The 25617-nt window shown below is 68.5% G+C and carries 29 protein-coding genes; 15 read left to right on the top strand and 14 right to left on the bottom strand.

Going from position 1 to position 25617, the window contains the following annotated elements; all coding sequences use genetic code 11:
- Positions 1 to 16: 16 nt before the first annotated feature.
- The 3 genes from BM193_RS15300 to BM193_RS15290 are packed head-to-tail and all read right to left on the bottom strand — an operon-like array spanning position 17 to position 2306.
- Positions 17 to 997 carry a FecR family protein gene (locus BM193_RS15300; protein WP_092798011.1) on the bottom strand — a complete coding sequence of 327 codons (981 nt, stop codon included), beginning with the start codon at positions 995 to 997 and terminating at the stop codon, positions 17 to 19.
- Positions 998 to 1005: 8 nt separating this feature from the next.
- A complete protein-coding gene (locus BM193_RS15295; RefSeq protein WP_092797335.1) occupies positions 1006 to 1575 on the bottom strand; it encodes an RNA polymerase sigma factor in 570 nt (189 codons plus the stop codon).
- Positions 1572 to 2306, bottom strand: a complete 735-nt coding sequence (locus BM193_RS15290) for an STN domain-containing protein (RefSeq protein WP_139176088.1) — start codon at positions 2304 to 2306, stop codon at positions 1572 to 1574. Before BM193_RS15290 ends, BM193_RS15295 begins: the two co-directional genes overlap by 4 nt.
- 209 nt (positions 2307 to 2515) lie before the next feature.
- Here BM193_RS15290 and BM193_RS15285 point away from each other — a divergent pair, with 209 nt between their 5' ends.
- The 3 genes from BM193_RS15285 to BM193_RS15275 are packed head-to-tail and all read left to right on the top strand — an operon-like array spanning position 2516 to position 5366.
- Positions 2516 to 3532, top strand: a complete 1017-nt coding sequence (locus tag BM193_RS15285) for a M14 family zinc carboxypeptidase (RefSeq protein WP_092797333.1) — start codon at positions 2516 to 2518, stop codon at positions 3530 to 3532.
- A complete protein-coding gene (locus BM193_RS15280; RefSeq protein ID WP_092797332.1) occupies positions 3529 to 4338 on the top strand; it encodes an alpha/beta fold hydrolase in 810 nt (269 codons plus the stop codon). Before BM193_RS15285 ends, BM193_RS15280 begins: the two co-directional genes overlap by 4 nt.
- On the top strand, positions 4320 to 5366 hold the full coding sequence (locus BM193_RS15275; RefSeq protein WP_092797331.1) for a serine hydrolase domain-containing protein: 1047 nt from the start codon (positions 4320 to 4322) through the stop codon (positions 5364 to 5366). The genes BM193_RS15280 and BM193_RS15275 overlap by 19 nt, the downstream gene beginning before the upstream one ends.
- Positions 5367 to 5369: 3 nt before the next feature.
- Here BM193_RS15275 and BM193_RS15270 read toward each other — a convergent pair whose 3' ends face one another.
- Both BM193_RS15270 and BM193_RS15265 read right to left on the bottom strand, forming a co-directional pair.
- Positions 5370 to 6500, bottom strand: coding sequence for a YbfB/YjiJ family MFS transporter (locus BM193_RS15270; protein ID WP_092797330.1), 1131 nt, complete (start codon positions 6498 to 6500; stop codon positions 5370 to 5372).
- Positions 6497 to 7372 carry a LysR substrate-binding domain-containing protein gene (locus BM193_RS15265; protein WP_092798010.1) on the bottom strand — a complete coding sequence of 292 codons (876 nt, stop codon included), beginning with the start codon at positions 7370 to 7372 and terminating at the stop codon, positions 6497 to 6499. The genes BM193_RS15270 and BM193_RS15265 overlap by 4 nt, the downstream gene beginning before the upstream one ends.
- Before the next feature lie 87 nt (positions 7373 to 7459).
- Here BM193_RS15265 and BM193_RS15260 point away from each other — a divergent pair, with 87 nt between their 5' ends.
- The 3 genes from BM193_RS15260 (at position 7460) to BM193_RS15250 (ending at position 9868) form a co-directional block, all read left to right on the top strand.
- Entirely contained in the window at positions 7460 to 8521 is a 1062-nt protein-coding gene (locus BM193_RS15260; RefSeq protein ID WP_092797329.1) for an NAD(P)H-dependent flavin oxidoreductase, read from the top strand.
- A gap of 18 nt (positions 8522 to 8539) precedes the next feature.
- The gene (locus BM193_RS15255) at positions 8540 to 9367 is read left to right on the top strand and encodes an AraC family transcriptional regulator (RefSeq protein WP_092797328.1); all 828 of its coding nucleotides are present in this window, start codon (positions 8540 to 8542) and stop codon (positions 9365 to 9367) included.
- Positions 9368 to 9442: 75 nt separating this feature from the next.
- A complete protein-coding gene (locus BM193_RS15250) occupies positions 9443 to 9868 on the top strand; it encodes a cupin domain-containing protein (protein WP_092797327.1) in 426 nt (141 codons plus the stop codon).
- Between the two features lie 28 nt (positions 9869 to 9896).
- On the opposite strand, the gene BM193_RS15245 is transcribed toward BM193_RS15250, so the two are convergent.
- From BM193_RS15245 to BM193_RS15235, 3 genes are all read right to left on the bottom strand, one after another.
- Complete coding sequence (locus BM193_RS15245; protein WP_092832417.1) at positions 9897 to 11096, bottom strand: hypothetical protein; 1200 nt, start codon at positions 11094 to 11096, stop codon at positions 9897 to 9899.
- A gap of 183 nt (positions 11097 to 11279) precedes the next feature.
- Positions 11280 to 12080 (bottom strand): TOTE conflict system archaeo-eukaryotic primase domain-containing protein, encoded by an 801-nt coding sequence (locus BM193_RS15240; RefSeq protein ID WP_092797325.1) that lies wholly within the window; start codon positions 12078 to 12080, stop codon positions 11280 to 11282.
- Positions 12081 to 12303: 223 nt separating this feature from the next.
- Positions 12304 to 13701 carry an MFS transporter gene (locus tag BM193_RS15235; protein WP_092797324.1) on the bottom strand — a complete coding sequence of 466 codons (1398 nt, stop codon included), beginning with the start codon at positions 13699 to 13701 and terminating at the stop codon, positions 12304 to 12306.
- A 94-nt stretch (positions 13702 to 13795) separates the two neighbouring features.
- Here BM193_RS15235 and BM193_RS15230 point away from each other — a divergent pair, with 94 nt between their 5' ends.
- On the top strand, positions 13796 to 14719 hold the full coding sequence (locus BM193_RS15230; protein WP_092797323.1) for a LysR family transcriptional regulator: 924 nt from the start codon (positions 13796 to 13798) through the stop codon (positions 14717 to 14719).
- On the opposite strand, the gene BM193_RS15225 is transcribed toward BM193_RS15230, so the two are convergent.
- Positions 14703 to 16043: a PHB depolymerase family esterase gene (locus tag BM193_RS15225; RefSeq protein WP_092797322.1), complete on the bottom strand. Its 1341-nt coding sequence runs from the start codon at positions 16041 to 16043 to the stop codon at positions 14703 to 14705. The genes BM193_RS15230 and BM193_RS15225 overlap by 17 nt on opposite strands.
- Positions 16044 to 16295: 252 nt before the next feature.
- Here BM193_RS15225 and gstA point away from each other — a divergent pair, with 252 nt between their 5' ends.
- On the top strand, positions 16296 to 16910 hold the full coding sequence (gene gstA, locus BM193_RS15220; RefSeq protein WP_092797321.1) for a glutathione transferase GstA: 615 nt from the start codon (positions 16296 to 16298) through the stop codon (positions 16908 to 16910).
- A 22-nt stretch (positions 16911 to 16932) separates the two neighbouring features.
- Here the strand turns inward: gstA and BM193_RS15215 are convergent, their stop codons facing one another.
- The 3 genes from BM193_RS15215 to BM193_RS15205 form a co-directional block, all read right to left on the bottom strand.
- Complete coding sequence (locus BM193_RS15215) at positions 16933 to 17391, bottom strand: PaaI family thioesterase (RefSeq protein WP_217638441.1); 459 nt, start codon at positions 17389 to 17391, stop codon at positions 16933 to 16935.
- Between the two features lie 125 nt (positions 17392 to 17516).
- Positions 17517 to 17834, bottom strand: coding sequence for a hypothetical protein (locus BM193_RS15210; RefSeq protein ID WP_092797320.1), 318 nt, complete (start codon positions 17832 to 17834; stop codon positions 17517 to 17519).
- A gap of 6 nt (positions 17835 to 17840) precedes the next feature.
- The gene (locus BM193_RS15205; protein WP_092797319.1) at positions 17841 to 18737 is read right to left on the bottom strand and encodes a LysR family transcriptional regulator; all 897 of its coding nucleotides are present in this window, start codon (positions 18735 to 18737) and stop codon (positions 17841 to 17843) included.
- 131 nt (positions 18738 to 18868) lie between these two features.
- Between BM193_RS15205 and BM193_RS15200 the strand changes: the two genes are divergently transcribed.
- From BM193_RS15200 to BM193_RS15170, 7 genes are all read left to right on the top strand, one after another.
- Positions 18869 to 19870 carry an aldo/keto reductase gene (locus BM193_RS15200; RefSeq protein ID WP_092797318.1) on the top strand — a complete coding sequence of 334 codons (1002 nt, stop codon included), beginning with the start codon at positions 18869 to 18871 and terminating at the stop codon, positions 19868 to 19870.
- A complete protein-coding gene (locus BM193_RS15195) occupies positions 19867 to 20451 on the top strand; it encodes an NAD(P)H-binding protein (RefSeq protein ID WP_092797317.1) in 585 nt (194 codons plus the stop codon). The genes BM193_RS15200 and BM193_RS15195 overlap by 4 nt, the downstream gene beginning before the upstream one ends.
- Positions 20452 to 20466: 15 nt before the next feature.
- The gene (locus BM193_RS15190) at positions 20467 to 20760 is read left to right on the top strand and encodes a hypothetical protein (protein WP_092797316.1); all 294 of its coding nucleotides are present in this window, start codon (positions 20467 to 20469) and stop codon (positions 20758 to 20760) included.
- 69 nt (positions 20761 to 20829) lie between these two features.
- Positions 20830 to 21936: an acyl-CoA dehydrogenase family protein gene (locus BM193_RS15185; RefSeq protein WP_092797315.1), complete on the top strand. Its 1107-nt coding sequence runs from the start codon at positions 20830 to 20832 to the stop codon at positions 21934 to 21936.
- 114 nt (positions 21937 to 22050) lie between these two features.
- The gene (locus BM193_RS15180) at positions 22051 to 22884 is read left to right on the top strand and encodes an HDOD domain-containing protein (protein WP_254786218.1); all 834 of its coding nucleotides are present in this window, start codon (positions 22051 to 22053) and stop codon (positions 22882 to 22884) included.
- Between the two features lie 114 nt (positions 22885 to 22998).
- The gene (locus BM193_RS15175; protein WP_092797314.1) at positions 22999 to 23430 is read left to right on the top strand and encodes a hypothetical protein; all 432 of its coding nucleotides are present in this window, start codon (positions 22999 to 23001) and stop codon (positions 23428 to 23430) included.
- Between the two features lie 32 nt (positions 23431 to 23462).
- Positions 23463 to 24356 (top strand): DUF2145 domain-containing protein, encoded by an 894-nt coding sequence (locus tag BM193_RS15170; protein WP_254786278.1) that lies wholly within the window; start codon positions 23463 to 23465, stop codon positions 24354 to 24356.
- Here BM193_RS15170 and BM193_RS15165 read toward each other — a convergent pair whose 3' ends face one another.
- Positions 24357 to 24932, bottom strand: coding sequence for a flavin reductase family protein (locus tag BM193_RS15165; RefSeq protein ID WP_092797313.1), 576 nt, complete (start codon positions 24930 to 24932; stop codon positions 24357 to 24359).
- Positions 24933 to 24976: 44 nt separating this feature from the next.
- Complete coding sequence (locus tag BM193_RS15160; RefSeq protein WP_092797312.1) at positions 24977 to 25606, bottom strand: Rossmann-fold NAD(P)-binding domain-containing protein; 630 nt, start codon at positions 25604 to 25606, stop codon at positions 24977 to 24979.
- Positions 25607 to 25617 lie beyond the last annotated feature (11 nt).

Below are 25617 nucleotides of genomic sequence, written 5' to 3'. Positions count from 1 at the left end.
CGCGCGGGAAAGCGCGTCAGCGCAGGAGCACGATGCCGCCCGGCAGGCTGGTCATTTGCGCGCCCGTCAGGTCGCGTATCATGGCCAGCGCGCCATCGATCTGGCTGATGGAAAAGCGCATGCGCACGAGGCGCCGGCCCAGTTCGGGATTACGCAGCAGCACCTTGCCCGGCCGGTAGCGGTTGATCTCGGCCACCACGTCCGCCAGCGGCTTGCCGGCGAAGGACAGCGCGCCCGTGCGCCAGGCGCTGACCTCGCTTGCCGCCGCGCTGGTCGCCGCCTGCACGCCCTGTGCGTCGTACACCAGCTGCTGGCCCGCGTCCAGGGTCTGGCGGCGGTTCTGCCAGAGCACGTCGACGGCGCCCGCCAGGCAGGTGACGCAAACGGCATCGTCCGTGTGGCGCACGTTGAAGCGGGCCGACTGCGCCAACAAGCGCCCGCTGCCCGCCTGCACGCTGACGGGCAGGCGCGCGCCGCTGGCAAGGATTTCCGCCTCGCCGGCCAGCAGTTCGATGGCTTCCTGCGCATTGACATTGATGCGCGTCTGCGTATTCATCTGCACCGTCATCTGCCGCGACAGGGCCAGCTGGCGCTGCTCGCCCGTGCCCGTGCGGTAGTCGGCCCGCAACTCCTGCAACGATGGCCAGGCGCCCAGGGGCGGACGCAGGGCCAGCGCGGCCACGCCGGCCGCCAGCGCGCCGCCGAGAAAGGCGCGGCGCGCCGGCCGGGAGGGAAACGCCAGCACGGCCGCCCGCTGCGGTGTCGCGGCCGACCGGGCCAGCGCGGGATCGAGCGCCTGCCACAGCCGCTGCAGTTCGCCCCAGGCGCGCGCATGCGCGGGACTGCGCGCGCACCAGGCGCGCAAGGCGTCGGCATCGGCGCGCGTGAAATCGGCCGAGCGCAGCCGCGCCCACCAGGCGTCGGCTTGCCGGCCGATGGCGGCGTCGCTGTCGGCATTGTCCGGGAGGTCGCGGCGATCGCCGTCTTCACTGTTCATGAGCATCATCAATATTTACGCCGGCCCGACACATCGCTGCGCTGGGCCGCATCGGCGTCGGCCATGCACGTTTTACAGTGTTGCATGGCGGCCTGCAATTCTTTCTTCACCATCGCCACGGAAATGCCGAAGCGTTCGGCGATTTCCTCGTTGAGCAAGCCGTCCACCCTGGCGCCCGTCAAAATGGCGCGGCGGCGCGGCGACAGGCTGGCCAGCGCCGCATCGAGCGCCTGCACGTCGAGCCGCGCCGAGACGATGCGCGCGGGGTCGGCGATGTCGTCGCTATACGCGGCGGCCTCGCCGATATGCATCAGCTCGTCGCGCTCGCGCTCGGTGACGATGATCTGGTCGCGGCGGTAGGCATCGGTGGCGATATTGGCCGCCATGCGCAGCAGATAGGCGTCGGGATTGTGCACGCTGGCGGGCTGCGCCATCGCTTCCAGGCGCAGCCAGGTTTCCTGCAGCGCGTCGGCCGCATTGTGCTTGCAGCCGACGACGCGCTCCAGGCGTCCGCGCAGCACGGCATAGCGCGCACTCAGGTGGCGCTTCAATGTCGCGCGCAGGTCGGGCATGCTCATGGCGCGTTTCCGCCCGCGCCGGGGGCGCAATCGACTTCGCTGCCCGGCCCTTCCGGCAGCAGCAGGATGGAGACGGGCTGCGGCATCGCGGGCGACGGCGCCGCGCCCACGCGCATGCCCAGCACCAGCCGGGCGATGGCCTTGTCGCGCGCGGGCAAGCCCGTCGTGTCGAGCAGCTGCACGCGGTCGACCACGCCGGCGCGGTTCAAATACAGCTGCAGCGCCAGGCGGTAGGCGCCGGGACGCGTCTGCGCCGCGCGGCACAGCAAGCCCAGCAGCACGTGCTGCAGCCGGCTGACATAGGCCGCATGGTCGCTGCCGCCATGCAGCGCGCCGGGAATGTCGGCGGCCGCCACGACGGCGGGCGGCGGCAGGTCCGCCACGCCGGGCGCGCCGGCCGGCAGATACACGATGACGGCTTGCGCATCGGACTGGCGCGCCTGCAGGCCCGTGCCCGCCAGCAGCGCCTGCAGGGCCGCGCCGGGCGCATACGCGCCGCGCACGGCGGCGGACTGGCGCTGCGCGTGGCGCTGGTCCATCAGCACGGCGATGCCCGTGCGGCGGCTGTACAGGTCGAGCGCGTCGCCCAGCTGTTGTGCCGGAATATCGAATTGCCAGACGCCGGCGTCAAGCGGCTGCGCCCGCACGGGCCCCGCCGCGGCCAGGAAGCCCAGCAGAAGCAGGCACCCGGCCAGCGCAAGCACATGGACGGATGCCGGGCTGCCTGTCATATCGCTCTCTTGTCGCTATCGTGTGAGGAGTGAGCCAGGACGCAGGACGGTGTTTCAAATTAATAATCCTTGCGTCAACTGCAACAGGCTACACAGCAAACATGACGGCTTCGTGACATGCCGGCCATCCCTGTATTTCGTCATGCGTGACGTCGGGCGCGGCGCGGATTTCGGCTACACTGGCCGCTACTCTTCCTTTCAGACGCCTGATGATCGAAAAGAATCTGCCCGAGCTGGTCATGCTGAAACGCCTCATCGACGAAGGCGGCTCCCATCTGGAAGTGGCCGCGCCGTGCAGCATCGCCATGGATGGGCGCGAATTTCCCGTGTATTCGATCGCCATGGGCAATCCCGGTCCCGACGTGCCCGTGCTGGGCTTTTTCGGCGGCATCCACGGCCTCGAACGCATCGGCACGCAAGTGCTGCTGTCGTTTCTGGAAAGTCTGGTCGCGCGCCTGCGCTGGGATGCCACCTTGCACCGGCAGCTGGAGAGCCTGCGCCTCGTGTTCATGCCGCTGGTCAATCCGGGCGGCATGTGGCAAGCCACGCGCTGCAATCCGCGCGGCGTGGACCTGATGCGCAATGCACCGCTGAGCGCGCGCGAAAAAGTGCCGTTCATGCTCGGTGGTCAACGCTACAGCCCCCGCCTGCCCTGGTACCGGGGCGCGCCGGATGCGGCCATGGAAGCGGAAAGCGCCGCCGTGTGCGAGCTCGTCGAGCGCGAATTGCTGTCGCGCCAGTTCAGCATGGCCCTCGACTGCCATTCCGGCTTCGGCTTGCGCGACCGCATCTGGTTTCCCCACGCGCACACCAAGGTGCCGATACAACACTTGGCCGAGATCGGCGCGCTGGAAGAACTGTTCAGCCAGAGCTATCCGAACCACAACTATGTGTTCGAGCCGCAGAGCCGGCAATACCGCACGCATGGCGACCTGTGGGACTATCTGTACTTGAACGGCACCAGCTACAGCCCGCGCGTATTCCTGCCGCTGACCCTGGAAATGGGCTCGTGGCTGTGGGTCAAGAAAAACCCGCGCCAGCTGTTCAACCGGGTCAGCATCTTCAATCCCACGGCCGCGCACCGTTTGCAGCGCGTGCTGCGCCGCCACCTGGTCTGGTTCGATTTCCTCATGCGCGCCGCCAGCAGCCATGGCCGCTGGGTGCCGGAAGGCCTGGCCCGCAAGGCCCAGCGCCGGCGCGCGCTGGCGCAGTGGTACGAAGCATGAGCGGATCGCCCACCTGGATTCTGCTGCGCGGCCTGATGCGCGAACAGCGCCACTGGGGCGATTTTCCCGCCACCCTGGCGCGCGCCCTGCCCGGCGCGCGCATCATCACGCCCGACCTGCCCGGCAATGGCACGCGCCACCGGCAGGACAGCGCCACGCGCGTGCGCGACATGGTGGAAAGCTGCCGCCAGGACCTGCGGGCGCGCGGCATCCCCGCACCGTACCATCTGCTGGCCCTGTCGCTGGGCGGCATGGTGGCCGTGGAGTGGGCGAGCCGCTACCCGCAGGAAATCGTCCGCTGCGTGCTCATCAATACCAGCATGCGGCCGTTCAGTCCGTTTTACCAGCGCCTGCGCTGGCAGAACTACGGCGCCCTGCTGCGCCAGTTGCTGGTCGGCGATGCACGCAGCCAGGAGGCGCTGATCCTGCGCCTGACCAGCCGCCGGCATGCCGCTGGCAACCCCGCCCTGCTGACCGACTGGTTGCGCTTCCAGCAGGAATACCCCGTCAGCCGCCGCAACGCGCTGCGCCAGCTGCTGTCGGCCGCCCGCTACCGCGCGCCCCGCGTCCGCCCGGCCATGCCCGTGCTGGTGATGGCCGGCGCGCAGGACCGCCTGGTCGACCACCGCTGCTCGCAGCGCCTGGCGCGCGCCTGGCAAGCCGATTGCCTGATCCACGGCGACGCGGGCCACGACTTGCCGCTGGACGAGGGAACCTGGGTGGCCGGATCGGTGGCGCGCTGGCTGGGAGTGGCGGAACCGGACGCGGCCGACATGGGGCGATCATCATGCCGACAAGCGACTTGACCGACCCATGCACGGCGCTGGTGGAGGCCGGCGTGCGGCAACAGATTTTTCCAGGCGCCGCCTGGGCCGTCGGCGGCATCGACAATCATGTGCCGGGCGCGGCCGGGCGCCTCACGCCCGATCCCGCCAGCGCCGCCATGCGCACCGATACGCTGTTCGACATCGCCTCGCTGACGAAGATCATCAGCGTCTGGTCGCTGACGGGCTGGCTGGTCAGCCGCAAGCGCCTGCGCCTGGACGAGCGGCTGGCCGACCTGCTGCCCGGCACGGCAGGCTACGCGCTGGCGCCGGTCACGATTTTCCAGCTGCTCACGCACACGGCCGGCCTGCCGCTGCGGGCCCGCCTGCGCGCCAGCTATGGCGACGTGCGCGAAGACATCGTGCGCGGCGTGCTGCGCGAACCGCTGGAAGGCGTGCCGGGCCAGGCGGTGGCCTACACGGACCGCGCGGCGCTGATCCTCGGCTTCGTCATCGAGCGCCTGCTGGGCATGCCGCTGGACCAGGCCCTGGACGAGCACATCCTGCGCCCGCTGGGCATGGACGCCACGCGCTACGGTCCTGTGCCGCCACAGCATGGCAAGCCAGTCGCGCCCACCGAATACTGCGAGCAGGCGGGCGCGCACCTCGCCGGCGTGACGCATGATTTTTCAACCCGGCTGCTGGGCGGCGTATGCGGCATTTCCGGCCTGTTTTCCAACGTGCGGGACCTGCAGCGCTTCCTGCATGCCATGCTGGCGCAGGACCGGCGGCACGGCGAAGTGGTCGATGCCGGCTGGGTACGCGACTCGCTGACGGTGCAAACGGGAACCCTGAACCCGCCGCGCGGCCTGTTCTGGCACCCGGCGGCAGGCAGCGGGCCGCAGGACGACATCTGGTGCCACCTGGGCTTCACCGGCACGGCCATGTGGCTCAGCCCCCGGCGCGGCCGCTACGCCGTGCTGTTGACCAATAAGCTGTATTACACGCGCGATTCCGCCAGGATCAACGCGCTGCGGCGCGACTTCATGCGCCGCGCCTTCGATCTCTGAGCGTTACAGGCGCAGGCTGGCCACGACGGCCAGCAGCAGCACGCCGGCGGCGGCCAGCAGCGCACTATTAAAACTGTGCGACTGCGCATGCAGGCTTTCGGCCAGCACGGGACCGATGATCTGGCCCACGCCATACACCACCGTCATGATGGCCATCATATTGGTCCCTGCCCTGACGGCGGCGCGCTGCGCGGCCGGCATGGCGATCGTCACCGTGCCGACAAAGGTGCCGCCCACCAGAACAGCGCTGAGCAGGTAGCCGGCCGCCGATGGCGCCAGCACGGGCAGCGCCACGCCGAGGGCTTGCAGCAGCAGATTCAGGCGCAGCGCGCGGCGCGTGCCCAGGCGCGCATGCAGGCGATGCCACAGGAAGCACGACGGCGCGGCGCCCAGGCCGAACACGGCCCACACGTGGGCGGCATTCAACGCCGGCAAGGCCGATTGCACCAGCACGGGCAGATAGGTGGCGGTGACGATGTAGCCGAGGCCCGCCAGGCCGTAGATCAGCACCAGCGGCCACGGCGCCACGGGCGGCGCGCTGGCGGCGGCCGGTGTCGCCAGGTCGGCCGGCGTCGCCTGCCCGCTGGCGGCCAGGCCCGGCGCGGCCGCCAGGCCCGCCAGCAGGGCCGCGCCGGCCAGCAGCAGCCACATGCCGCCGCTGTGCAAGCCCCAATGCGCCGCCAGCACCAGCAATTCGGCCGACACGGCAATCCCCACGCCCACGCCCGCGTACAGCAACGGCGCGCCGCGCGCATGGCGGCGCTGCTCCAGCAGCCACAGCGACGCGGCCACCATCGACAAAGCGCTGAAGACGCCGGCCACGCCGCGCACGGCGACGATCAGCCAGACCGGCATGGCTGACGCCAGCACGCCCAGGCACAGCACCGTGCCGGCGACGGACCACAGGCACAGGCGGTGGGCGCTGCGGGCGCGGGCGCGCACGGCCAGGATGGCGCCCAGCAAATACCCCGCGTAATTGGCCGACGCGGCCAGGCTGCCGTCGCGCAGGGTCAGCACGCCCTCTTCCACCATGTGCGGATAGATGGCCGTGAAGGCGAAGCGGCCAAAGCCCATGCCGATGGCCAGGATCAGCGCCGCCTCGATGGCCGGACGCAGGCGGAGAGCGGCGCTCATGGCGCCACCGCGTCCAGTTGCGCCTGCAAATTCCGGAAAGCGGGCAGAGCAAAACCGGCGCGCCACACCAGCAAGGTATCGACCTGGCCCACGGACAATGTCTGCAGGCTGGCCGGCGCGTCAGAGAGCTTGAGCACGCTGGCCGGCAGCAGGGTCACGCAGGCGCCGGCCGCCACGCAGGCGATCATGGTGTGATAGGAGTGCATCTCCTGCACACGCCAGTCGGTCGATGCGGCAATGCCCAGCCGGTCTTCCGCCAGGGCCCGGTAGGTGCAGCCTTGCGGGAACGCCGCCAGCGAGCGTGTGCGCACCTCGCTGGCGTGCCGCACGGGCGCTTCGCTGGCCGGCAGCAGCAGGCACAGCTCTTCGCGCCAGACGGCGTGCGCGGCCAGGCCCAGGTCCGCCAGGGCGGCGGGCGCGTCAAACGCAGGCGGCAAGGCGACGAAGGCGCAATCGAGCAAGCCCGTGCGCACTTGTTCGAGCAGGGGACGCGACGGCCCCGTGCTCAGCACCAGCCGCGTGGCCGGATGGCGCCCGTGATACGCGGCCAGCAGCGCCGGCAGGCGGCTGGCCGCCGTGCTTTCCATGCTGCCCACGCGCAAGGTGCCGCCCTCGCTGCCGCCCGTGACGACGTGCCGCGCTTCCTCTTCCAGGACGAGCAGGCGCTGCGCGTAGTCGAGAAAGCGCCCGCCAGCCGCCGACAGGGCCATGCGCTTGTTGGTGCGCACGAACAGTTCTGCGCCGATATCGGCCTCCAGTTGCTGGATGCGCGTGGTGACGCTGGACGGCGCGCGGCCCAGCCGGGTGGCGGCCTGGGTGACGCTCAGTTCACTGGCCACGCAGCAAAAGATCTTCAGGGATTCGAGGTCCATCATATTCTCTACTTGAAAACGATTATGCTATTATATTCTCAAAATACGAATACTGAGCAATACCCTCAACTTCATGAAAGACACATCATGAGCACCTCCCTCTCCTTCCTCGAACGCCTCGCCCTGCCATACCCCATCATCCAGGCGCCGATGGCGGGCGTCTCCACGCCGCGCATGGCGGCCGCCGTCTCGCAGGCGGGCGGCCTGGGATCGCTGGCCATCGGCGCCGGCAGCGTGGCGCAGGCGCGCCAGATGATCGTGGACACCCGCGCGCTGACGGACCGCCCGTTCAATATCAATGTGTTTTGCCATGCGCCGGCGGTGCGCGATGCAGGGCGAGAAGCGGCCTGGCTGGCCCATCTGGCACCCCTGTTCGCGGGGCTGGGCGCGCCCGTGCCAACGGAACTCGACGAGATCTATCAAACGTTTCTCGGCAATGAGGCGGCGTTTGCCCTGCTGCTGGAACAGCGCCCCGCCGTCGTCAGCTTTCACTTCGGCTTGCCGGCGCGGCAGCAGATCGCCGCCCTGCGCCAGGCCGGCATCTACACCATGGCCACGGCCACCAATGTGCACGAAGCAGCGTTGATTGAAGAGGCGGGCGTCGATGCCATCGTCGCGCAGGGCGTGGAAGCGGGCGGCCACCGCGGCGCCTTCGACCCGCAGGCGCCGGACGAGCGGCACAGTACCAGCGTGCTGCTGCGCCTGCTGGCGGGCCGCACGCGCCTGCCCCTGATCGCCGCCGGCGGCATCATGGATGGGCAAGGCATACGCGCCGCGCTGGACCTGGGCGCGGCGGCCGCCCAGCTGGGCACGGCCTTCGTGCTGTGCCCGGAATCGTCGGCCGGTGCGGGCTACCGCGCCAACCTGCAAAGCGCGCGAGCCGCCAGCACGCGCCTGACCAGCGTGCTCTCGGGCCGCCTGGCGCGCGGCATGGTGAACCGTCTGATCGAGCATGGTGAAGCGCCGGGCAGCCCGCCACCCGCCGATTATCCCGTCGCCTACGATGCTGCCAAGCAATTGAACGCGCTGGCGAGCCGCCACGGCGACAGCGAATTCGCCGCGCAATGGGCGGGCCAGGGCGCGCCGCTGGCGCGCGAAATGGGCGCGGGGGAACTGGTATGGACACTGGCAAGGGAAATGGCGGCTTGATGTACGGATGCCGCTGACATGACACGCCGAGTAGCCGACAAGCAGACGGACTGGGTCCGGCGCGCCGCGCCCGTGGAGGGCGTGGAACGCATCGAAGCCTGGTTTCACGGGAACGCCTATGCCATGCACCGCCATGACACGTATGCCATCGGCCGCACGCTGGCCGGCGTGCAGAGTTTTCACTATCGGCGTGGCAAGCAAAACAGCTTGCCTGGCAACACCATGGTGCTGCATCCCGACGAAGCCCACGACGGACAGGCCGGCAGCGAAGAAGGCTTTCAGTACCGCATGATATACGTGCAGCCCAGCCTCTTCCAGGACGTGCTCGGCGGCCAGGCGCTGCCCTTCCTCGAAGGCGGCGTCAGCAGTGATGCGCGCGTCGCGGCGGCCACGGCGGCCTTGCTGCAGCCCGTCCACCATGCGATCGAGGCACTGGAGCAGAGCGATGGCCTGGCCGAACTGGTGCGCGCGCTGGCCGCCGTCGCGGGCCTGCCCGGGCGGCGCCAGAACGGCGATTTCCTGGCGGCGCGGCGCGCACGCGAGTATCTGCACGCGCGCCATGCACAGCACGTCACCCTGGAACAGCTGGAGCACGCCACGGGGCGCGACCGCTGGAGCCTGTCGCACGACTTTCGCCTGTTCTATGGCACCAGCCCCTACCGTTATCTGACGATGCGGCGCCTCGACGCGGTGCGCCGCATGCTAATCGCCGGCACGCCGCTGGCCGACGCCGCCGTCGGCGCGGGTTTCGCCGACCAGAGCCACATGACGCGCCATTTTTCAAAGGCCTATGGCTTGACGCCGGGGCGCTGGCTGAGCATCGTCCAGGGCGCAGCCCCTGGCTGACGCGGCCACGATCGTTCAATACGCGGGCGCGCCGCCGGCGTATCGTTGGCGCACCTGCATTCAACGGAGAACCGCATGTCCCATCCCCAAGCCCACGCCAGCACGCCCGCCGAGCGCGGTCAATCCACGAGCATCGACCTGGCCGCCAAGATGGCGCTGATCCACGAGCAATGGCAGCCGCGCGTCGTGGCGGAAATGAATGACTATCAATTCAAGGTCGTCAAGGTGCAGGGCGAATTCCCATGGCACCGGCATGCGGGCACGGACGAAGCCTTTTTTGTGCTCGAGGGCGAGCTGCGCATCGACATGCGTGGCGGACCCGCGGGCGACGAGACCATCGTGCTGCGCGCCGGCCAGCTGGCCGTGGTGCCGAAAGGCGTCGAACACAGGCCCAGCGCCAGCGCCGAGGTCCAGCTGATGCTGATCGAGCCACGGGGCGTGCTCAACACGGGCGATGGCGCCAGGAGCGCGCGCAGCGCCGAGAATGACCTGTGGATTTAGACCCCGCGGCGCAGGCGGCCGCCAGCCATCAAGGCATGGGCGCCTTGAGCACGAACTGCAGGCCCTGCGTCAAATCGCTGGCCGCCTGCAACACCAGGCCCGTTTCATCGCTTGCCAACGGCGATGCGGGCTGGATCATCATTTCGCAGCCTTTCTGCCCGTCCCACGCCGTCTGTACCGTGCCAGGCACGACCACGTCCGCCGACTTGAGACTGCTGATGCTCCAGTTTTTTTGACAAACCAGGCGCGGCAAGTCAAAGACTACCTGGAAGGATTTGCCGATTTGTAGCAGGCGCGTGGCGCTGAGCGTCGCGTTGACCAGTTGAACGACCGTCTCATTGATGGTCTTCAAATCCGCTTCCACCGTCGCAATTTCCTGCGAGTTGATGATGTAGGTGTCAAATTGGCTGAACGCGATGCTTTTCGAAAAAGTCGCATTCCCGGCCGTGCTGCCCGAGGCGGACAGCACGCCGATGCCCGCGCTGCCGTTGCCTGACAAATTGGTCTCGCCCTGGAAAGAGGACGCGCCCGCGCTTGAAATCCACACCGCGGGCAGCATCCTGCCCGACGTCACCCTGGTCGTCTCGGGCGCGGCCGGGTCCGCCCCCCTGACTTCCCGCGACAGCGAATACAGGACGCTGATGCGCTGGCGACGGCTCAGATTGCCGCCGATATCAGGGGAAATGGCCAGCGCGATCGGGGAAAAGACGGAGGCCTTCACCGCCAGCATGGATTTCTTTGTCTCCAGCGCATTTTTCGCGGCGATGGCGCCGTCGTTGCCGGAAATGCCGCCAGCAACGCTGATGGACGAATTCAGGAAACCCGAACAATCCATCGCATAGGCAAAATTATTCGTCTGCGTATCCATATTGTGCAGCGGATCGTAGCCGGCATACGTTTCCGCGCCGGTCAACGTCACTTGCCTGGCATTGGACTTCGTGTCGATGAACGTCGCCGTATTCAGGACCTTGAGCACGCTCTGCCCCGAATACTTGTCGACATCGGCCGTCAGGTCGCGCGCCAGTATGTTCTTCAGCTCTCCGGGAATGTACGCCTTGTCTTTCTTGTCCAGCTTTTTCACGAGTTCCTTGGGCAAGGAACAGCCGCCATGCTTGAAAAAGCCATTGAGCTCCTGGCCCAGGTCTACGGCATTCTTTTCCTTCTGGATATTCGCCGTCAGGCTCCTGACGGTGACGACGGCCAGGGCCGACGTGCATGGCAGCGACATGATCAGTGCTGCGGCAAAAAAGCGAGTCCCTTGCATGGCCATCCCCGTTTTTATTATGGAAGAGTCTGTATCTTCCCGCCGGCATGCCAGAAAGACAATCTCCAAATACCACCATGCGGATATTTATTTCGCTGGTTGCACTTGCGCAACAAGTGCACGATGCCACGGCAATGCTGGCGCCAATCAGGGCAGCTTGTGCCGGAACGTCGGCTCGATATGGCGCGCGTGCAGCCAGCGCACGATGTCTTCCAGGGTGGCGTCCTGCAGCAGCAAGCCTGGCTGCGCGACGGGCAGGACCGCTGGCGATGGCGCGGGAACGGGCGCAGGCGCGGGCGCGGCGTCGACGAGCCCCGCATGTCCCTGCAGCTTGGCCAGCGCCTGCGCGAACTGGGCCGGGTTGATGCTGCGCAAGCTGTCCAGGAAGCCCAGCTGGGCGGCAGGTGGCGGCGGCATGTCCAGGCCCGGCTCGTCGACGAAGGCGGCGCCCATGCTGGGGTGGATGAAGGCGGCCCACTTGCCCGTTGGCTGCAAACACGGCGGCAGCGCCACCTGCTCCACATAGGCGGGCGGCGCCACGGCGAGGATATCGGTCGGGGCGGGTAAAAAAGTGGAACGCAGCAGTTGCACGAACTGGCGCGCCTGGGCGACGGGCACGGGCGTGGCCAGCGATAGCCACAGCTGGAACGCCGTGCCCGAGATGCTGACGGCGGGCGCCGGCAAGTCCAGCTCATGCTGCACGGCATTGGCGATCGTGCACAACGCGCTCCAGTGCGCCTCGCCGCCGCCCTTGCCGCCAAACTCCAGCACCAGCGCGCGCGCCAGGCCGCTTTCGCTCACAAGCTGCACGGCCACCGTCTGTTCGCCCGCCAGGTGCAGGGCCAGCACGGCCGGCGTCAGCGGCCGCACGCCGCCGCCCGCATCGACGCAGTGCTGCTGTTGCTCGAACAGGTACAGGCGGGTGAGTTCGGAAATCAGTTTATGCATGGGCGGCCTCGTAATGACGTTGAGCAACACTTGTCAACGTGCCCGGATTATAGCCTCCCCGCCCCTTGGCGCGCTCGTCCTCCCGGCGCCAAACACCAGCCAGCTGGCCACGGCGAACAGGCAGGCAGCCACACCGCCGTACAGCATCACGGCGCCAAAGCCTTGCGCCAGTGCAAGCTTGACGCCGCCGCCCAGCGCGTCCGGCCGATTGCTGCGCGAGTGCTCAGCCGCGCCGGCGGCATGACAGCACCAGCAGCAAGGCCAGCGCCAGCATGGCGGCCGCGCTGCCCAGGGCCACGGTGACGCGGTGCGCCAGCAGCGGCACGCCCGCCAGCTGGTGCGCGCCAACAGCCGAGATCGCCACCAGCGTCGCCAGCCCCAGCGAACTGCCCAGCTGGTGCGCCACGTTGACGATGCCGGATGCCGCGCCCGCATCCTGCACCGGCACGCCGGCCACGCCAGCCGCCGTCAGGGGACTCAGGGCCATGCCCTGCCCCGCGCCGATCAGCACCATCGGCAGGGCCACGCCCAGCCAGTAGAGCGTGTCCGCGTCGACTCTGCTCAGCCACGCCATGCCCAGCAAGGTCGTTGCCAGTCCCGTGGCCAGCAGGCGCGCATTGCCCAGGCGGCGCGTCAAACGGGGCACGCACAGGGCCACGCCGAAATTGACCAGGGTCATGGGCAGGAAAGCGAGGCCCGTCAACGCTGGCGGATAGCCGAGCACCACTTGCAAAAATTGCGTGGTGAAAAAGAAAAAACCGATCATGGCGCCCAGGAACAGCACCCTGGCCCCGTACGCGGCATTGCGCTGCCTGTCGGCAAACAAGCGCAGCGGCAGGATCGGCTGCGCGGCGCGCCGCTCGATCACGATGAAAGCGGCCAGCAGCAACATGCCCGCCGCCAATGCGCCTTGCGTCAGGACGTCTCCCCAGCCGGCGCCGGCCGAGCGGATCAAGCCATACACGAGGGCCGACATGCCGAGGGTGGAACTGGCCGCGCCGGCCACGTCGAAGCGGCCCTGGCGCGTTTCACTTTCCGCGATGCAGCGCTGCGCGGCCACCAGCATGGCGGCGCCGATGGGCAGGTTGAGGAAGAACCCGACCCGCCACGACAGCCATTCGGCCAGCACGCCGCCCAGCACCAGCCCCACGCTGGCGGCGATGCCCGCCACGGCGCTGTACAGGGCGATGGCCCGCGTGCGTTCGCGTGCTTCGGTGAAGGTGGTTTGCAGCAGGGCCAGCGTCGATGGCGCCAGGATGGCCGCGCCCACGCCCTGGATGGCGCGCGCGCAGATCATCATGGCGGGCGAGCGCGCCAGGCCGATGGCCAGCGACGCCACCGTGAACAGCGCCAGGCCCAGCTGCAGCAGGCGGCGCCGGCCGTACGTGTCGCCGGCGCGCGCGGCCAGCAGCAGCAAGCCGCCAAAGGTCAGCGTGTAGGCGCTTTGCACCCAGGCCAGGCCCGTGTCCGTCAAGCCCAGTTCCTGCTGGATTTTCGGCAAGCCCGTCAGCACGATGGACGTGTCGAGCACGATCATCACATAGCTGACGAGGATAATGGCAAGAATGGCCGCCTTGTGCGGCATGGCGGCGGTGGCCGCCTTGACTGGAGAATTTTTCATGCCTCCACTGTAGGGCTTCCGCATTACCATGAATAGATGCTAAAGTCTGCATGAACTTATTAGCCTGACTAATGAATGAGAGAGGCAACCGAGCATGGCGCAGACCAATTTCAATGACTTGCTGGCCTTCGTCGCCGTGGCACGCGAAGGCAGTTTTACCCGGGCGGCGGCCAGGCTGGGCGTGTCGCAATCGGCGCTGAGCCAGACCGTGCGGGCGCTGGAAGAACGGCTCGGCCTGCGCCTGCTGGTGCGCACCACGCGCAGCGTCTCGCCCACGGAAGCGGGGGAGCAGCTGCTGCGCACGGTGGCGCCCCGCTTCGACGAGATCGAAACGGAGCTGGCCCTGCTCAGCGAACGGCGCGACAAGCCGGCTGGCAACATCCGCATCAGCGCGGGCGAGCATGCTGCGCTGACCATCTTGCAGCCGGCCATCGCGCGCCTGCTGCCGCACTATCCTGACATCAACATCGAAGTCGTCGTCGACAACGGCATGACGGACATCGTCGCCGCCCGTTGCGACGCGGGCGTGCGGCTGGGCGAGCAAGTGGCCAAGGACATGATCGCCATGCCCATCGGCCCGGATTTCCGCATGGCCATCGTCGCTTCGCCCGCGTATTTCCGCCGCCAGGCGCCGCCCGCCACGCCGCAGGACTTGACGGCGCACAATTGCATCAACATGCGCCTGCCCACCCTGGGCGGCCTGTTCGCCTGGGAATTCGCCAGGGACGGCCATGAGCTGAAGGTGCGGGTCGAGGGACAGATGATTGTCAACAACCTGGCCATGCGGCTGCACTCGGCGCTCGACGGCCTGGGCCTGGCCTGCTTGCCCGAAGACGTGGCCGCGCCGCACCTGGCCGATGGCCGCCTTATCCGCGTGCTGGACGACTGGTGCCCCCGCTACCCGGGCTACAAGCTGTACTACCCCAGCCGGCGCCACCCGTCGCCCGCGTTTACCGTGCTGCTCGACGCGCTGCGCTACCCGGCGCCGGCGGCAAGCCCCGCTACGCCACCTGCCTGAACAGCCATTCGCGGATGGGCGCGATGTCATAGGCGATGCGCCAGGTATTGCGGTGGCCGCTGGCGCCCGCCGCCGACTGGCCCGGCGGTATTACCGTGCCCTTGCGCAGCGCCACGTAATTGATCTGGTTCGCGTCCGCGTGCAGGCGGTCGTAGGCGGCGCGGAACTGCGCCGGCGTCCAGGTGCCGTCCCAGATGGCGCGGCCGATGCGCGCGCCCTCCTGCTCCAGCACGGCCGTGATGGCGTTCTGTCCCGGATACGCCTTGGCGTCGTCCTGCGACACCAGTATCCACAGCTTCTTGCGCGCCAGCGGCTTGACCAGCGCCGCGTCCCACTGGCCGGCGACGAGGTAGGAGGCGGCAAACAGCTGCGGATACCGGATATTCATGGCGATGGCCTGCATGCAGCCGCCCGACTGGCCCGTCGCGTACAGCCGCCGCGTGTCCAGCCCGTACTGCCGGCTCAGCGCCTGCACCAGGTGCACGGTGGTGTCGAGCAGGCTGGTGGTCTCGGAATTGTCGTTCGCGATCAGGCTCGCATACTGCGGCGCCAGCACGAAGCACGGGCGTTTTTCCTGGTCTTCCGGGCTGGCCCAGACGACGGCGCCGCGCCCTTGAAGCAGGGTGGTGCGCGTGTTCTCGCTGGTCGCGCCCGCGTCATGCATGAACAGCACCAGCGGATAGGCCTTGCCCGCTGCGTAAGCGCGCGGGATGAACAGGTTGTAGCGCAGCGTGTCGCCGGTGACGGGGTCGTGGAATTCCAATTGCTTGAAGTCGTCCACCACCAGGTTCTTCACGGCGCTGCTGGTCAGCGTTTTACCATCAGGCAAGATGATGCTGCCATCGCTGGCGAGAACGGGGGCCACCTGGGCCACCTGCACGCTGGCGCTGCGGTACACCGTGTCCGAACCGCCGACGGGCGGCCCGCCCAGCGGCCCCGGCCCGCCGGCGTCCGCCGCCTGGGAGTCCGCGCCGCGCTGCGGCTGGACGTGCTCGGCGAGGATGGCGTCCGCATCCTCGGGCGACAGCGCCAGGATGACAAAGCGCCCCGCTTGCGCCCGCTGCGCCGGATCGGCCGCCGTGCTGGTATAGGCGTCCGTGATGCGGCGGCCCGCCACCTGGAATGCCGAGCCTTGCAGCTTCGCGCCGTCGATGGCCACCGTGTATTCGATGGCGGCGGCCGTCAGGCGGATGCCATCGCCAAACACTTGCGTGATGGCGGTGACGCTGCGCATGCGCGCCGCCCCGCCCTGCGCCAGCGCGGGCGCACCCAGCGTCACCAGGGTAGCGGTGCTGGCGGCCAGGAAATGTCGTCGGGATGGCATGCGTCTTCCCCCATGTGGTGTCCGGGCGCCGGGCCTGGAGTTTCTAAAAATTAAGTTGCCTTTCAACACATTAGCACGGTGCCTGGCCGCCTCAGCGCACGCATGGCTTTTCCATCCCCGCTGCCGGCAACGCCAGGCGTTTGCGCCGGCGCAATGCTTGGACCGGCATGCACGCGCGTCAGGCGAACACGTATTTACCGTGCGGCGGCACAGGGCTATAGTGGCCTCTTTCCCACCTGTTCAAGGATCGCCATGAAACTGTTCTACTCGCCGGGTGCCTGCTCGCAGGCACCGCACATCCTCCTGCGCGAAACGGGGGCAGCCTTCACCCTCGTGAAGGTGGACCTGGGCCAGCACCGCACGCCGGAGGGCGACAATTACTATGAACTCAACCCGAAGGGACAAGTGCCCCTGCTGGCGCTCGACGATGGCACCACCTTGAGCGAAGGCCCCGTCATCGCCCAGTACATCGCCGAACGGGCGGGCAGGCAGGATTTATTGCCGCCGGTGGGCAGCCTGGTCCGCTACAAGGTGCTGGAATGGCAGAACTACATCACCTCCGAACTGCACAAGTCGTTCAGCCCCCTGTTCGATCCCCGCTTCGATGCGGCCACCAAGGCCCTGCACGTGCAACAGCTGGGCAAGAAATACGCGTGGGTCAACAGCCGCCTGGAAGGCCAGGCCTACCTGACGGGCGAGCAATTCACCGTGGCCGACGCCTACCTGTTCGCCGTGACGAACTGGGCGCCAAACGTGGGCCTCGACCTGTCCGCGCTGGCGAACGTGCTAGCCTTCCTGGCAAGAGTGGCGCAGCGCGACAGCGTCAGGGCGGCGCTGGCGGCGGAAGGCCTGGCCAAGGCGGCCTGAACGCCGTGGCGCGGTGCACGGCTCACGTCTTTTCGGACTTGCCGTGCATCACCATGATGGTTTGCTGCATCAGCGCGCACAGGGTTTCCACGCCATCGCGCACGGCGAACACTTCCGCCTGCGTGACGATCAGGGTGCGGCCCGGCCGCACCACCTTGCCGCGCGCAATCAGTTTTTCGCCATCGGCGGGCGCCAGCAAATTCATCTTGTATTCCACCGTCAGCACGGACGCGCCGTCCGGCACCATGGTCATGGCCGCGTAACCGGCGGCCGAGTCCGCGATCATGCCCACCACGCCGCCATGCACGAAGCCGTGCTGCTGCTCGATGCCGCGCCAGTGCGGCACGTGGATTTCCGTGCCGCCATGCGCCACCACGGGCAGGCTGGCCCGGATCAGGGTCATGGCGTGTTGCAGCTCGAAGCTGGCGCGGACTTTCTCCGCGAATTGCGGATCGGGAAGACGGGACGGGCGATTGCTCATGGACGATACGCTTTCAAGGAAGAAACCTGATGACCAGCTTGCACTGTACCCGCGAAAGCCGCCGCCCGCCATCGTGCGGCGCAGCACGGGAAAGCGATGATCGCGCAGCGCAGGACAGGCAGGCTTCAGGCGGCGGGCACGATTCCCGTCCAGCCCGGCAAATAGCGGGCTTGCTGGCCGCGCGCCAGGTGCAGGCTGCGCTCGGCATCGACAAAGAACAGCGGTTCGTCGAGGCGCATGATCAGCAGGTCGGGCCGCGCGCGGGCGGCCGGATACAGGGCCAGCTTCACGTAATCGTGGCTGTCACCCAGCCGGCCCGGCACGGACACGCCTGGCCGGGACAGCCGCCGCGGCATCAGCAGCATCAGCAGCAGGCTGATGGCCATGGCGATGGCCACCAGCAAAGGCCAGGCCGCCGCGCGGCGGCGCGACGAGCGGGGCATCCGCCCTCAGCGCCCCGCCCACTCCCGCACGGCCTGCGCAAACAGCGACAGCGCCGTGGGTGCATGGCGATTTGCCGGGTAGTACAGGCACAGCCCGTCGAAGGGCTGGCTCCAGTCCTGCAATAAATGCACGAGGCGGCCCGCCGCCAGGTGCTCCGCCACTTCATTTTCCGGCACCCAGGCGATGCCGATGCCGGCCAGCGCCGCTTCCACCATCAAGTTCAAATTGCCCAGGGTCAGCGGCCCGTCGACGGCGATGCTGGCGCTGCGGCCATGCTGCTGCAGGTCCCAGCGGTACAGGGCACCGCTTTCAAAACGAAACCCGATACAGCGGTGCTGCGCCAGGTCATCCGGCGCGCGCGGTGGCTGGCGGCCCTGCAGGTAGGCGGGCGAAGCGATGGCGGCAAAACGCATGTCGGGACCGAACCGGACGGCGATCATGTCGCGCGGCACGGCTTCATGCACGCGGATGCCCGCGTCATAGCCGTCGGCAACGATATCGACGAGTCGCGTGTCGACGACGAATTCCACGCGGATATCGGGGTAGCGCTCGACAAAGGCGGGCAGCACGTGGCGGATCAGGGGAATGGCGCCCGCCTCCGAGCAATTGATGCGCACCGAACCGGACGGCTTGCCGCGCGCGGCGGCCGCCTCGTTGACCGCCTGTTCCAGGTCGGCCATGGCCGGACGCACGCGCTGCAGCAGGCGCTGGCCCTCTTCCGTCAGCGCCACGGAACGCGTGGTGCGGTTGAACAGGCGCACTTCCAGGCGCGCTTCCATGCTGCGCATGGCGTGGCTCAAGGCCGACGGCGACACGCCCAGCGCGCGCGCCGCCGCGCGGAAGGTGCCGGCATCGGCAATGGCGATGAAAGCGGTCAGTTCGGACAGGCCGGCACGCAACATTGGTGAAATTTCCTCACTAGTACATACAGATTTTTGCGGATTGTTGAATCATACGACGACTCCTACACTACAGGAACTCGGCGCATGGCGCCAGTTTTCTGATCGTTCATCGCAATCTCACAGGAGGACATATGCAACAGCGTCAATTGGGTAACAGCGGTTTGCAGGTATCGGCCATCGGCCTGGGCTGCATGGGCCTGAGCTTCGGCCTGGGGCCGGCTGCCGACAAGCGGCAAGGCATCGAAATCATCCGCGCCGCCTTCGCGCGGGGCGTGACGTTTTTTGACACGGCCGAAGCCTACGGCCCCTACACGAATGAAGTGCTGGTGGGCGAGGCGCTGGCGCCCATGCGCGGGCAAGTCGTCATCGCCAGCAAGTTCGGCTTCGACATCCGCGACGGCGCCATCGCCGGCCTCGACAGCCGTCCCGAACACATCCGCGCCGTGGCCGAGGCATCGCTGCAGCGCCTGGGCACGGATTACATCGACGTCTTTTACCAGCACCGCGTCGACCCGAACGTGCCCATCGAGGACGTGGCGGGCGCCGTGCAGGACTTGATCCGCGCCGGCAAGGTCCGCCACTTCGGCCTGTCCGAAGCCAGCGCGGCCACCGTGCGCCGCGCGCATGCCGTGCAGCCCGTGTCCGTGCTGCAAAATGAATACTCGGTGTGGACGCGCGAACCGGAAACCGAGGTGCTGCCCGTGTGCGAAGAGCTGGGCATCGGCTTCGTACCTTGGGGGCCGCTGGGCACGGGGTTTCTCACCGGCACGCTGAAAGCCGATACCACCTTCGACAGCGCCACCGACTTGCGCGCCACCTTCCCCCGTTTCACGCCGGAAGCCATGCGTGCCAACATGGCCGTGGTCGACATGCTGCGCCATCTCGGCGCGCACAAGAACGCCACGCCGGCGCAGATGGCGCTGGCCTGGCTGCTGGCCCGCAAGCCCTTCATCGTGCCGATTCCGGGCATGAACGCCATCGCCCACCTCGACGAAAACCTGGGCGCCGCCGGCGTGCACTTGAGCACGGACGACCTGGCGCAGATCGACGGTGCCTTTGCGCAGCTGGCCGTGCTGGGCCAGCGCCTGCCGCCGGAACACATGGCCTTGCTGGACGGAAAGGTGGCAGCATGACGCATATCCTGCTCATCGGCGCCAACGGCCAGCTGGCGCGCCACGCGACGGCCCGCCTGCTGGCCGCCACGGATGCCCGGCTGAGCCTATTCCTGCGCCGCGCGCACCGCCTGCCGAATCCCGCTCCGGCCCGCGTGCGCATGCTGGAAGGCGACGCCACCGATGTGGCCGCCCTGCAAGCGGCCATGCAGGGCGTCGATGTGGTGTACGCCAGCCTGTCGGGCGACTTGCCGCGCATGGCCACGGCCATCGTCGCGGCCATGCGGGCGGCGGGCGTGCGTCGCCTGATCTTTGTCAGCTCGATGGGCATCCATGGCGAAGTGCCGGGCGAACCCTATCGCAGCGTGCTCGATCCGTACCGCGATGCGGCCGCCATCGTGGAAGCTTCCGGGCTCGATTACACGATTTTGCGCCCGGGCTGGTTTACGCACCAGAAAGGCGAGCGCTACCAGCTCACGCAGAAGGGCCAGCCGTTCATCGGGCACGACGTCCCGCTCAATGCGCTGGCACAATTGAGCGTGGACCTGGCCACCACCCCAGGCTTGCACACAGGCTGCAGCGTTGGCGTCAGCACAGCATAGAAAAGGAGCAACAACATGCCGCACATCATGGAAGTCGTCATCTTCCCCGCCAGGGATGGCGTGGACCCGGCCCGCCTGCAGGCGGCGGCGCTGGCCATCACGCCCGTCTTCGCCGCCATGCCGGGCTTTATCGCGCGCCAGTTCGGCGCCACGGACGATGGCCGGTATGCCGACGTGATCACCTGGCAAGACCACGCCGCGGCCGACCTGGCGGCGCGGCAAGTCATGGAAATTCCCCTGTGCCGCGCGTATTTCGCGCTGATGGACGAGGAAAACATGCAGTTTACGTATTTCAAGCAGCTCAGCTAGCCCGGCTAGTGCCGGCAAGGTCCCGCTCTGTGCGAAAATGCCCGCCTTCGCCATTGCCGGACTTTACTCATGCCGCACGCTGCCCTCGCTACCCTTGCCACCCTTTCCGGGCGCGACGCCCGGCGCATCGCGCGCCATGCGCCGGCGGCCGATGCCGCCCGCTTCCTGCATCCGGCCCAGCAGGCCCTGCTGCACCGGCGCGGCTGGCTGACCATGCTGGCGCCGCGCAGCGCGGGCGGCGCGGAACTGCCCCTGCCGCAGGTGGTGCGCCTGGAAGAGGCCGTGGCAGCCATCGACGGCAGCATGGGCTGGGTGCTGACCCTGTGCGCGGGCGCCGGCTGGTTCGCGGGGTTCCTCGAACCCGGGCTGGCGCGCAGCATCATCGGCACGCCGCGCGCCTGCCTGGGCGGCAGCGGCGCGGCCACCGGCCATGCGGACGAGGAAGGCGACGGCTACCGCCTCACGGGCAGCTGGGATTACGCCAGCGGCGCGCCGATGGCCACGCACTTCACCCTGAACGCCCGCCTGCGGCGCGCTGGCCAGCCCCTGCTCGACGAGAACGGCCAGCCGCGCATCCGCGCCTTCCTGGTGCCGGCCGCGCTGGTGCAGCTGGTGCCCTCGTGGAACAGCCTGGGCATGCGCGCCAGCGCCTCGCACAGCTACCGCATCGATGGCCAGTGGCTGGGCAAGGAACACGGTTTTACCATCAGTCCCGGCACCGCGACGGCCGGCGGCCCCCTGTACCGCTACCCCTTCTATTCACTGGCGTATGTCACCCTGGCCGCCAACGTGGCCGGCATGGCCGGCCATTTCATCGCGCTGGCCGAAGAGTGCATGCGCCACCGGCGCCATGCGCGCGCCGGTCTGCCCCTGCTGGACGTGCCGCAAGTGGCCGCCATGCTGCAAGACAGGAAAAACGCATTTTCCGCCGCCCGCGCCCGCTTCTACGCCGTGCTCGATGACAGCTGGGCGCAGGTGGCCGCCGGCGCGGCGCTCGACGAGCACGCCATGCAGGCCGTGCAGGCCAGTTCGCTGGATTTGGTCGCCGCCTGCCGCGCCGCCGTCGATGGCCTGTATCCGTATTGCGGCCTGTACGCGGCCCGCGAAGACACGGCCATCAACCGCGTCTGGCGCGATTTCCACACGGCCAGCCAGCATGCGCTGCTGTTGCCATAAGCGGCAGGAACCCGGCATACCGCCATGCCGCGCATGGCCGCTTCGGCATGCGAACGCCATGCAAGCGGCAATTGCCTGATAATATCGGGCATCGCGACTTCCCGGCCCCCATCCATGCACGTCAACAACCTCAGCAGCCTGGCGCAACTCCTGGCCAGCGCCGAAACGGAAACCCTGGCCTTCCCCACCAGCGTCAACACGGCGCTGCTCCTGCAAAAGGAACTGGCCAATCCCGATTGCCATTCGGCCGACATCAGCCGCCTGCTGCTGTGCGAGCCCACGCTCTCGGCGCGCGCCGTGGCGCTGGCCAACTCGGCGCTGTTCGCGCCGGGACTGGCGCCCGCCATCACCAGCGTGCGCGCGGCCGTCGAGCGCCTCGGGCACCGCAACCTGTATGCGCTGGCCACGGCGGCCGTCATCCGGCAGCTCAACGCAGGCATCAAGGATGCCGACCTGCGCGCCCGCGCCAGCCAGCTGTGGGCGCACACCGTGCACGTGGCCGCGCTGTCGCATGAGATCGCCCGCGCCGTCACGCACACGGACGCCGATACCGCCCTGTTCGCCGGCATCGTGCACGAGGTGGCCGGCGTCTATCTGCTGGCGCAGGCCGACCGCACGCCGGGCCTGTACGCGCAGCTGGAGGCGCAGATGGCGTCCACGCTGGAAGTCATCGGCCGCGCCCTGCTGCAGCAGCTGGGCGTGCCGCCATCCGTGGCCGACGCCGTCAATGCCTTGCCCGGCTCGACCATCATGCTGCCGCCCGTCGGCTTGCGCGACACGCTGCTGCTGGCCAAGGCGCTGGCGCCCGTGCCTTCGCCCCTGCCGCAGGCGCCCGTCACCGTCAGTGCGGCGCTGCGCACCTACCTGGACACCGATCCCGTGCTGCAGGCGCTGCGCGAGCAGCCGTCGGCCGAGGCGAAGGGCCTGATCGCGGTACTCCTCAGCTGACTGGCCATCTGCTATGATGGCGCAGGCCGGGATGGACCCGGCTTGCGCTTTTTACATGCATGCGCCATCGCCCCATCAGTACACTGGAAAACTGCCTTGACTACCTCCCTACGCATGCTCGGCCTGGCCGCAGCCCTGACCGTCGCGTGCAACGCCAGCGCCGACAGCTTCGTTTCCTCGGCCTCCAGCGCCGGTTCCCAGTCGAGCGGCAGCATTTCCGATTCGCTCAAGGGATCGAGCAACAGCTCCTCGCGCGACAACAAGGTGGCCAACGGCCCTTACCGCATCATCGACGTGGCGACCTTGCCGGGCCGCGACGGCATGACGCGCCTGACCCTGCAGGCCGATGCCGCGCAGGCGCCCGTCGTGCTGGACCTGCCGCAGGCGGCGCTGGACAAGCAGCAGCTGGCGCAAGGCGACATGGTGCACGCGCAAAACCGCGCCTACGGCATCGAGTTTTCGCGCAACGACACGCGCGCCGCCTTCTTCCTCGTGCTGGCAGACGACTGGTACGGCGAACTGGCCACGCGTCCCGTCAGTCTTTGATTCCTCGCTTCACCCCACGCTGGACCTCGCGGCTGCTGGCCGGCTGCGCCGCCCTGGCGCTGGCTGGCGCCGCCCACGCGGGCACGTCGCTGGCCTCCTCGCGCTTTTGCGACCGCGGGCAGGAACTCACGGCCGCGGAACAGGACCGTTTGCTGCGCTTTGCCGCCGTCGTGCGCGACGAGCTGGCCGCCAGCGAAGGCGGCGTGGCCCTGATCAGCCGCTCGGGCCTGGACCTGGCGCGCTTCGGCATCCGCTATTCGCATGCGGCCCTGGCCTGGCGCCACGATGACGGTGCCTGGTCCGCGCGCCAGTTGTACTACGCCTGCGACGAAGGCCGCCCGCGCATCTTCGACCAGGGCACGGCCGGTTTCGTCATGGGCACGGACAATCCCGCGCTCGGCTATATCTCGCTGGTGAAGCTGCCGGCGGAAAGCACGCCGCCGCTGCGCCGCGCCCTGCTCGACCCGGCGCGCGTGCAGCACCTGCTGGCGGGCCGCTACAGCGCCAACGCGTATGCCTTCGATTTGAAATACCAGAACTGCAACCAGTGGGTGGTGGAATTGATGGCCGCCGCATGGGGCGAGCTGGCGGACGGCGCCGACCTGCGCGCCCGCGCGCAGGACTGGCTGCGCGCCGCGCCCTATGCGCCCGCGCCCGTCGACGTGGGCGCGCGCTGGCTGATGCTCGGCTCCATCTTCGTGCCCCTCGTGCACATGGACGACCATCCGCCCGAGGCGATACGCTCGATGCGGCTGGAAGTGAGCCTGCCGGCCAGCCTGGAAGCATTCGCGCGCCAGCGCCTGCCCGCCAGCGAGCGCGTGGAAATCTGCCACGACGGCAAGCGGGTGGTGGTGCACCGGGGCTGGGAACCCGTCGCCGACGGCTGCATGCCGGGCGCGGACGACCGGGTCATCGCCCTCGACTGATCACGTATCCGCGTCGAGCGCCTCGCCGATCGCATAAAAACGCCCGCCGGCGATGTAGTGCAGGCTGCGCCAGGATGGATCGGCATCCTCGAAATGCCAGTGCCCGTCGCGGAACACGCGCGTGTCGGCCCAGGCGCCCGTCACCTCGCCGATGAACAGGTCATACGCCTGCTGGTTATGCGGCTCGGGCAGCAGCCGGCAGGCCAGCCAGGCGGAACACCCCGCCACAAACGGCAAGTCCACCCCTGCCATCCGAAACAGCCGCACGCCGGCGCGCGCGAGTTTATCGGGCTGCGCGTCGAGGCTGTGCGTGCCCACGGCATGCGTCAGCTGCAGCTGCGCCGCCGTCGGCACCTGGATGACGAAGGTGCCGCTGCCTTCGACCAGCGCGCGCGTGCGCGTGGCCTTGTCCAACACCACCGTGAGCTTGGGCGGCGCGAAGTCGAGGGCGCAGGCCCAGGCGGCGGCCATCACGTTGTCCACGCCCGCATGGCGGGCCGAGACGAGGATGGAGGGACCGTGATTGAGCAGGCGGTAGGCCTTTTCCAGCGGGACGGCGGCGATATGGCGCGGCATGGATATTCCTTCAGACAAGAGTGGCTTGCGGGCGCGCGGCGATGTCATGCCAGCTGCGCCGACGTCACCACGTGCACGCCGGGTACGGCCCGGATCGCCGATTCCAGCAACGCGGCGGCAATGCGCGGCGCCGGATTGATGCGCCAGCGCGCCGGCAGCACGGGACCCAACACGCGCAGGACGCGCAGCGCGGCGCCCTCGCCCGCCCGCGCCGCGTCGCGTTCGCCGCCGATCAGGCCCGGACGCACGTGCGTGAGCGAGGCAAAGCCCAGCGCCGCCAGGTCGCGTTCCAGCTCGCCCTTGACCCGGTTATAGAAGATGCGCGAGGACGGATTGGCGCCCGCGGCGGAATTGAGCACATACGCGGGCGTGCCGGCCGCCAGCGCCAGGCGCGCCACGTCCAGCGGATAATCGTGGTCGATCCGCCTGAACACCTGCCGCGTGCCGGCCACCTTCATGGTCGTGCCCAGCGTGCAAATGACGGCATCGGCCCGCCACCATGGCGCCTCCTGCGGCAGCTGGTCGAAATCGACGAGGGGCGCATCCAGCTTGGCATGTGCGGGCAAGGCCCTGCGCGCGGGGGCAACGACGCCGCTGACGCGCGCGTCGGCCAAGGCCAGCGCCAGCACATGGCGGCCCACCAGGCCGGTGGCGCCGACGAGAAGTAGTTTCATGGTTTTCCAGT

This window comes from Janthinobacterium sp. 344 (assembly GCF_900112025.1).
Taxonomy (GTDB): domain Bacteria; phylum Pseudomonadota; class Gammaproteobacteria; order Burkholderiales; family Burkholderiaceae_D; genus Janthinobacterium.
This window is presented reverse-complemented; position numbering and strand designations above follow the sequence as displayed.

Excerpts from the sequence above, each read along its gene's own strand:
- BM193_RS15250 (WP_092797327.1), top strand. The coding sequence starts at position 9,443 with ATGTCCCATCCCCAAGCCCACGCCAGCACGCCCGCCGAGCGCGGTCAA.
- BM193_RS15265 (WP_092798010.1), bottom strand. The coding sequence starts at position 7,372 with ATGGACCTCGAATCCCTGAAGATCTTTTGCTGCGTGGCCAGTGAACTG.
- BM193_RS15195 (WP_092797317.1), top strand. The coding sequence starts at position 19,867 with ATGACGCATATCCTGCTCATCGGCGCCAACGGCCAGCTGGCGCGCCAC.
- BM193_RS15245 (WP_092832417.1), bottom strand. The coding sequence starts at position 11,096 with ATGTCGCTGCCATGCACGTCGGCCCTGGCCGTCGTCACCGTCAGGAGC.
- BM193_RS15210 (WP_092797320.1), bottom strand. The coding sequence starts at position 17,834 with ATGCCCCGCTCGTCGCGCCGCCGCGCGGCGGCCTGGCCTTTGCTGGTG.
- BM193_RS15185 (WP_092797315.1), top strand. The coding sequence starts at position 20,830 with ATGCCGCACGCTGCCCTCGCTACCCTTGCCACCCTTTCCGGGCGCGAC.
- BM193_RS15175 (WP_092797314.1), top strand. The coding sequence starts at position 22,999 with ATGCTCGGCCTGGCCGCAGCCCTGACCGTCGCGTGCAACGCCAGCGCC.
- BM193_RS15255 (WP_092797328.1), top strand. The coding sequence starts at position 8,540 with ATGACACGCCGAGTAGCCGACAAGCAGACGGACTGGGTCCGGCGCGCC.
- BM193_RS15205 (WP_092797319.1), bottom strand. The coding sequence starts at position 18,737 with ATGTTGCGTGCCGGCCTGTCCGAACTGACCGCTTTCATCGCCATTGCC.
- BM193_RS15200 (WP_092797318.1), top strand. The coding sequence starts at position 18,869 with ATGCAACAGCGTCAATTGGGTAACAGCGGTTTGCAGGTATCGGCCATC.
- BM193_RS15270 (WP_092797330.1), bottom strand. The coding sequence starts at position 6,500 with ATGAGCGCCGCTCTCCGCCTGCGTCCGGCCATCGAGGCGGCGCTGATC.
- BM193_RS15260 (WP_092797329.1), top strand. The coding sequence starts at position 7,460 with ATGAGCACCTCCCTCTCCTTCCTCGAACGCCTCGCCCTGCCATACCCC.
- BM193_RS15215 (WP_217638441.1), bottom strand. The coding sequence starts at position 17,391 with ATGAGCAATCGCCCGTCCCGTCTTCCCGATCCGCAATTCGCGGAGAAA.
- BM193_RS15295 (WP_092797335.1), bottom strand. The coding sequence starts at position 1,575 with ATGAGCATGCCCGACCTGCGCGCGACATTGAAGCGCCACCTGAGTGCG.
- BM193_RS15290 (WP_139176088.1), bottom strand. The coding sequence starts at position 2,306 with ATGACAGGCAGCCCGGCATCCGTCCATGTGCTTGCGCTGGCCGGGTGC.
- BM193_RS15160 (WP_092797312.1), bottom strand. The coding sequence starts at position 25,606 with ATGAAACTACTTCTCGTCGGCGCCACCGGCCTGGTGGGCCGCCATGTG.
- BM193_RS15275 (WP_092797331.1), top strand. The coding sequence starts at position 4,320 with ATGCCGACAAGCGACTTGACCGACCCATGCACGGCGCTGGTGGAGGCC.
- BM193_RS15180 (WP_254786218.1), top strand. The coding sequence starts at position 22,051 with ATGCACGTCAACAACCTCAGCAGCCTGGCGCAACTCCTGGCCAGCGCC.
- BM193_RS15165 (WP_092797313.1), bottom strand. The coding sequence starts at position 24,932 with ATGCCGCGCCATATCGCCGCCGTCCCGCTGGAAAAGGCCTACCGCCTG.
- BM193_RS15285 (WP_092797333.1), top strand. The coding sequence starts at position 2,516 with ATGATCGAAAAGAATCTGCCCGAGCTGGTCATGCTGAAACGCCTCATC.
- BM193_RS15225 (WP_092797322.1), bottom strand. The coding sequence starts at position 16,043 with ATGCCATCCCGACGACATTTCCTGGCCGCCAGCACCGCTACCCTGGTG.
- BM193_RS15235 (WP_092797324.1), bottom strand. The coding sequence starts at position 13,701 with ATGAAAAATTCTCCAGTCAAGGCGGCCACCGCCGCCATGCCGCACAAG.
- BM193_RS15300 (WP_092798011.1), bottom strand. The coding sequence starts at position 997 with ATGAACAGTGAAGACGGCGATCGCCGCGACCTCCCGGACAATGCCGAC.
- BM193_RS15230 (WP_092797323.1), top strand. The coding sequence starts at position 13,796 with ATGGCGCAGACCAATTTCAATGACTTGCTGGCCTTCGTCGCCGTGGCA.
- BM193_RS15280 (WP_092797332.1), top strand. The coding sequence starts at position 3,529 with ATGAGCGGATCGCCCACCTGGATTCTGCTGCGCGGCCTGATGCGCGAA.
- BM193_RS15190 (WP_092797316.1), top strand. The coding sequence starts at position 20,467 with ATGCCGCACATCATGGAAGTCGTCATCTTCCCCGCCAGGGATGGCGTG.
- gstA (WP_092797321.1), top strand. The coding sequence starts at position 16,296 with ATGAAACTGTTCTACTCGCCGGGTGCCTGCTCGCAGGCACCGCACATC.
- BM193_RS15240 (WP_092797325.1), bottom strand. The coding sequence starts at position 12,080 with ATGCATAAACTGATTTCCGAACTCACCCGCCTGTACCTGTTCGAGCAA.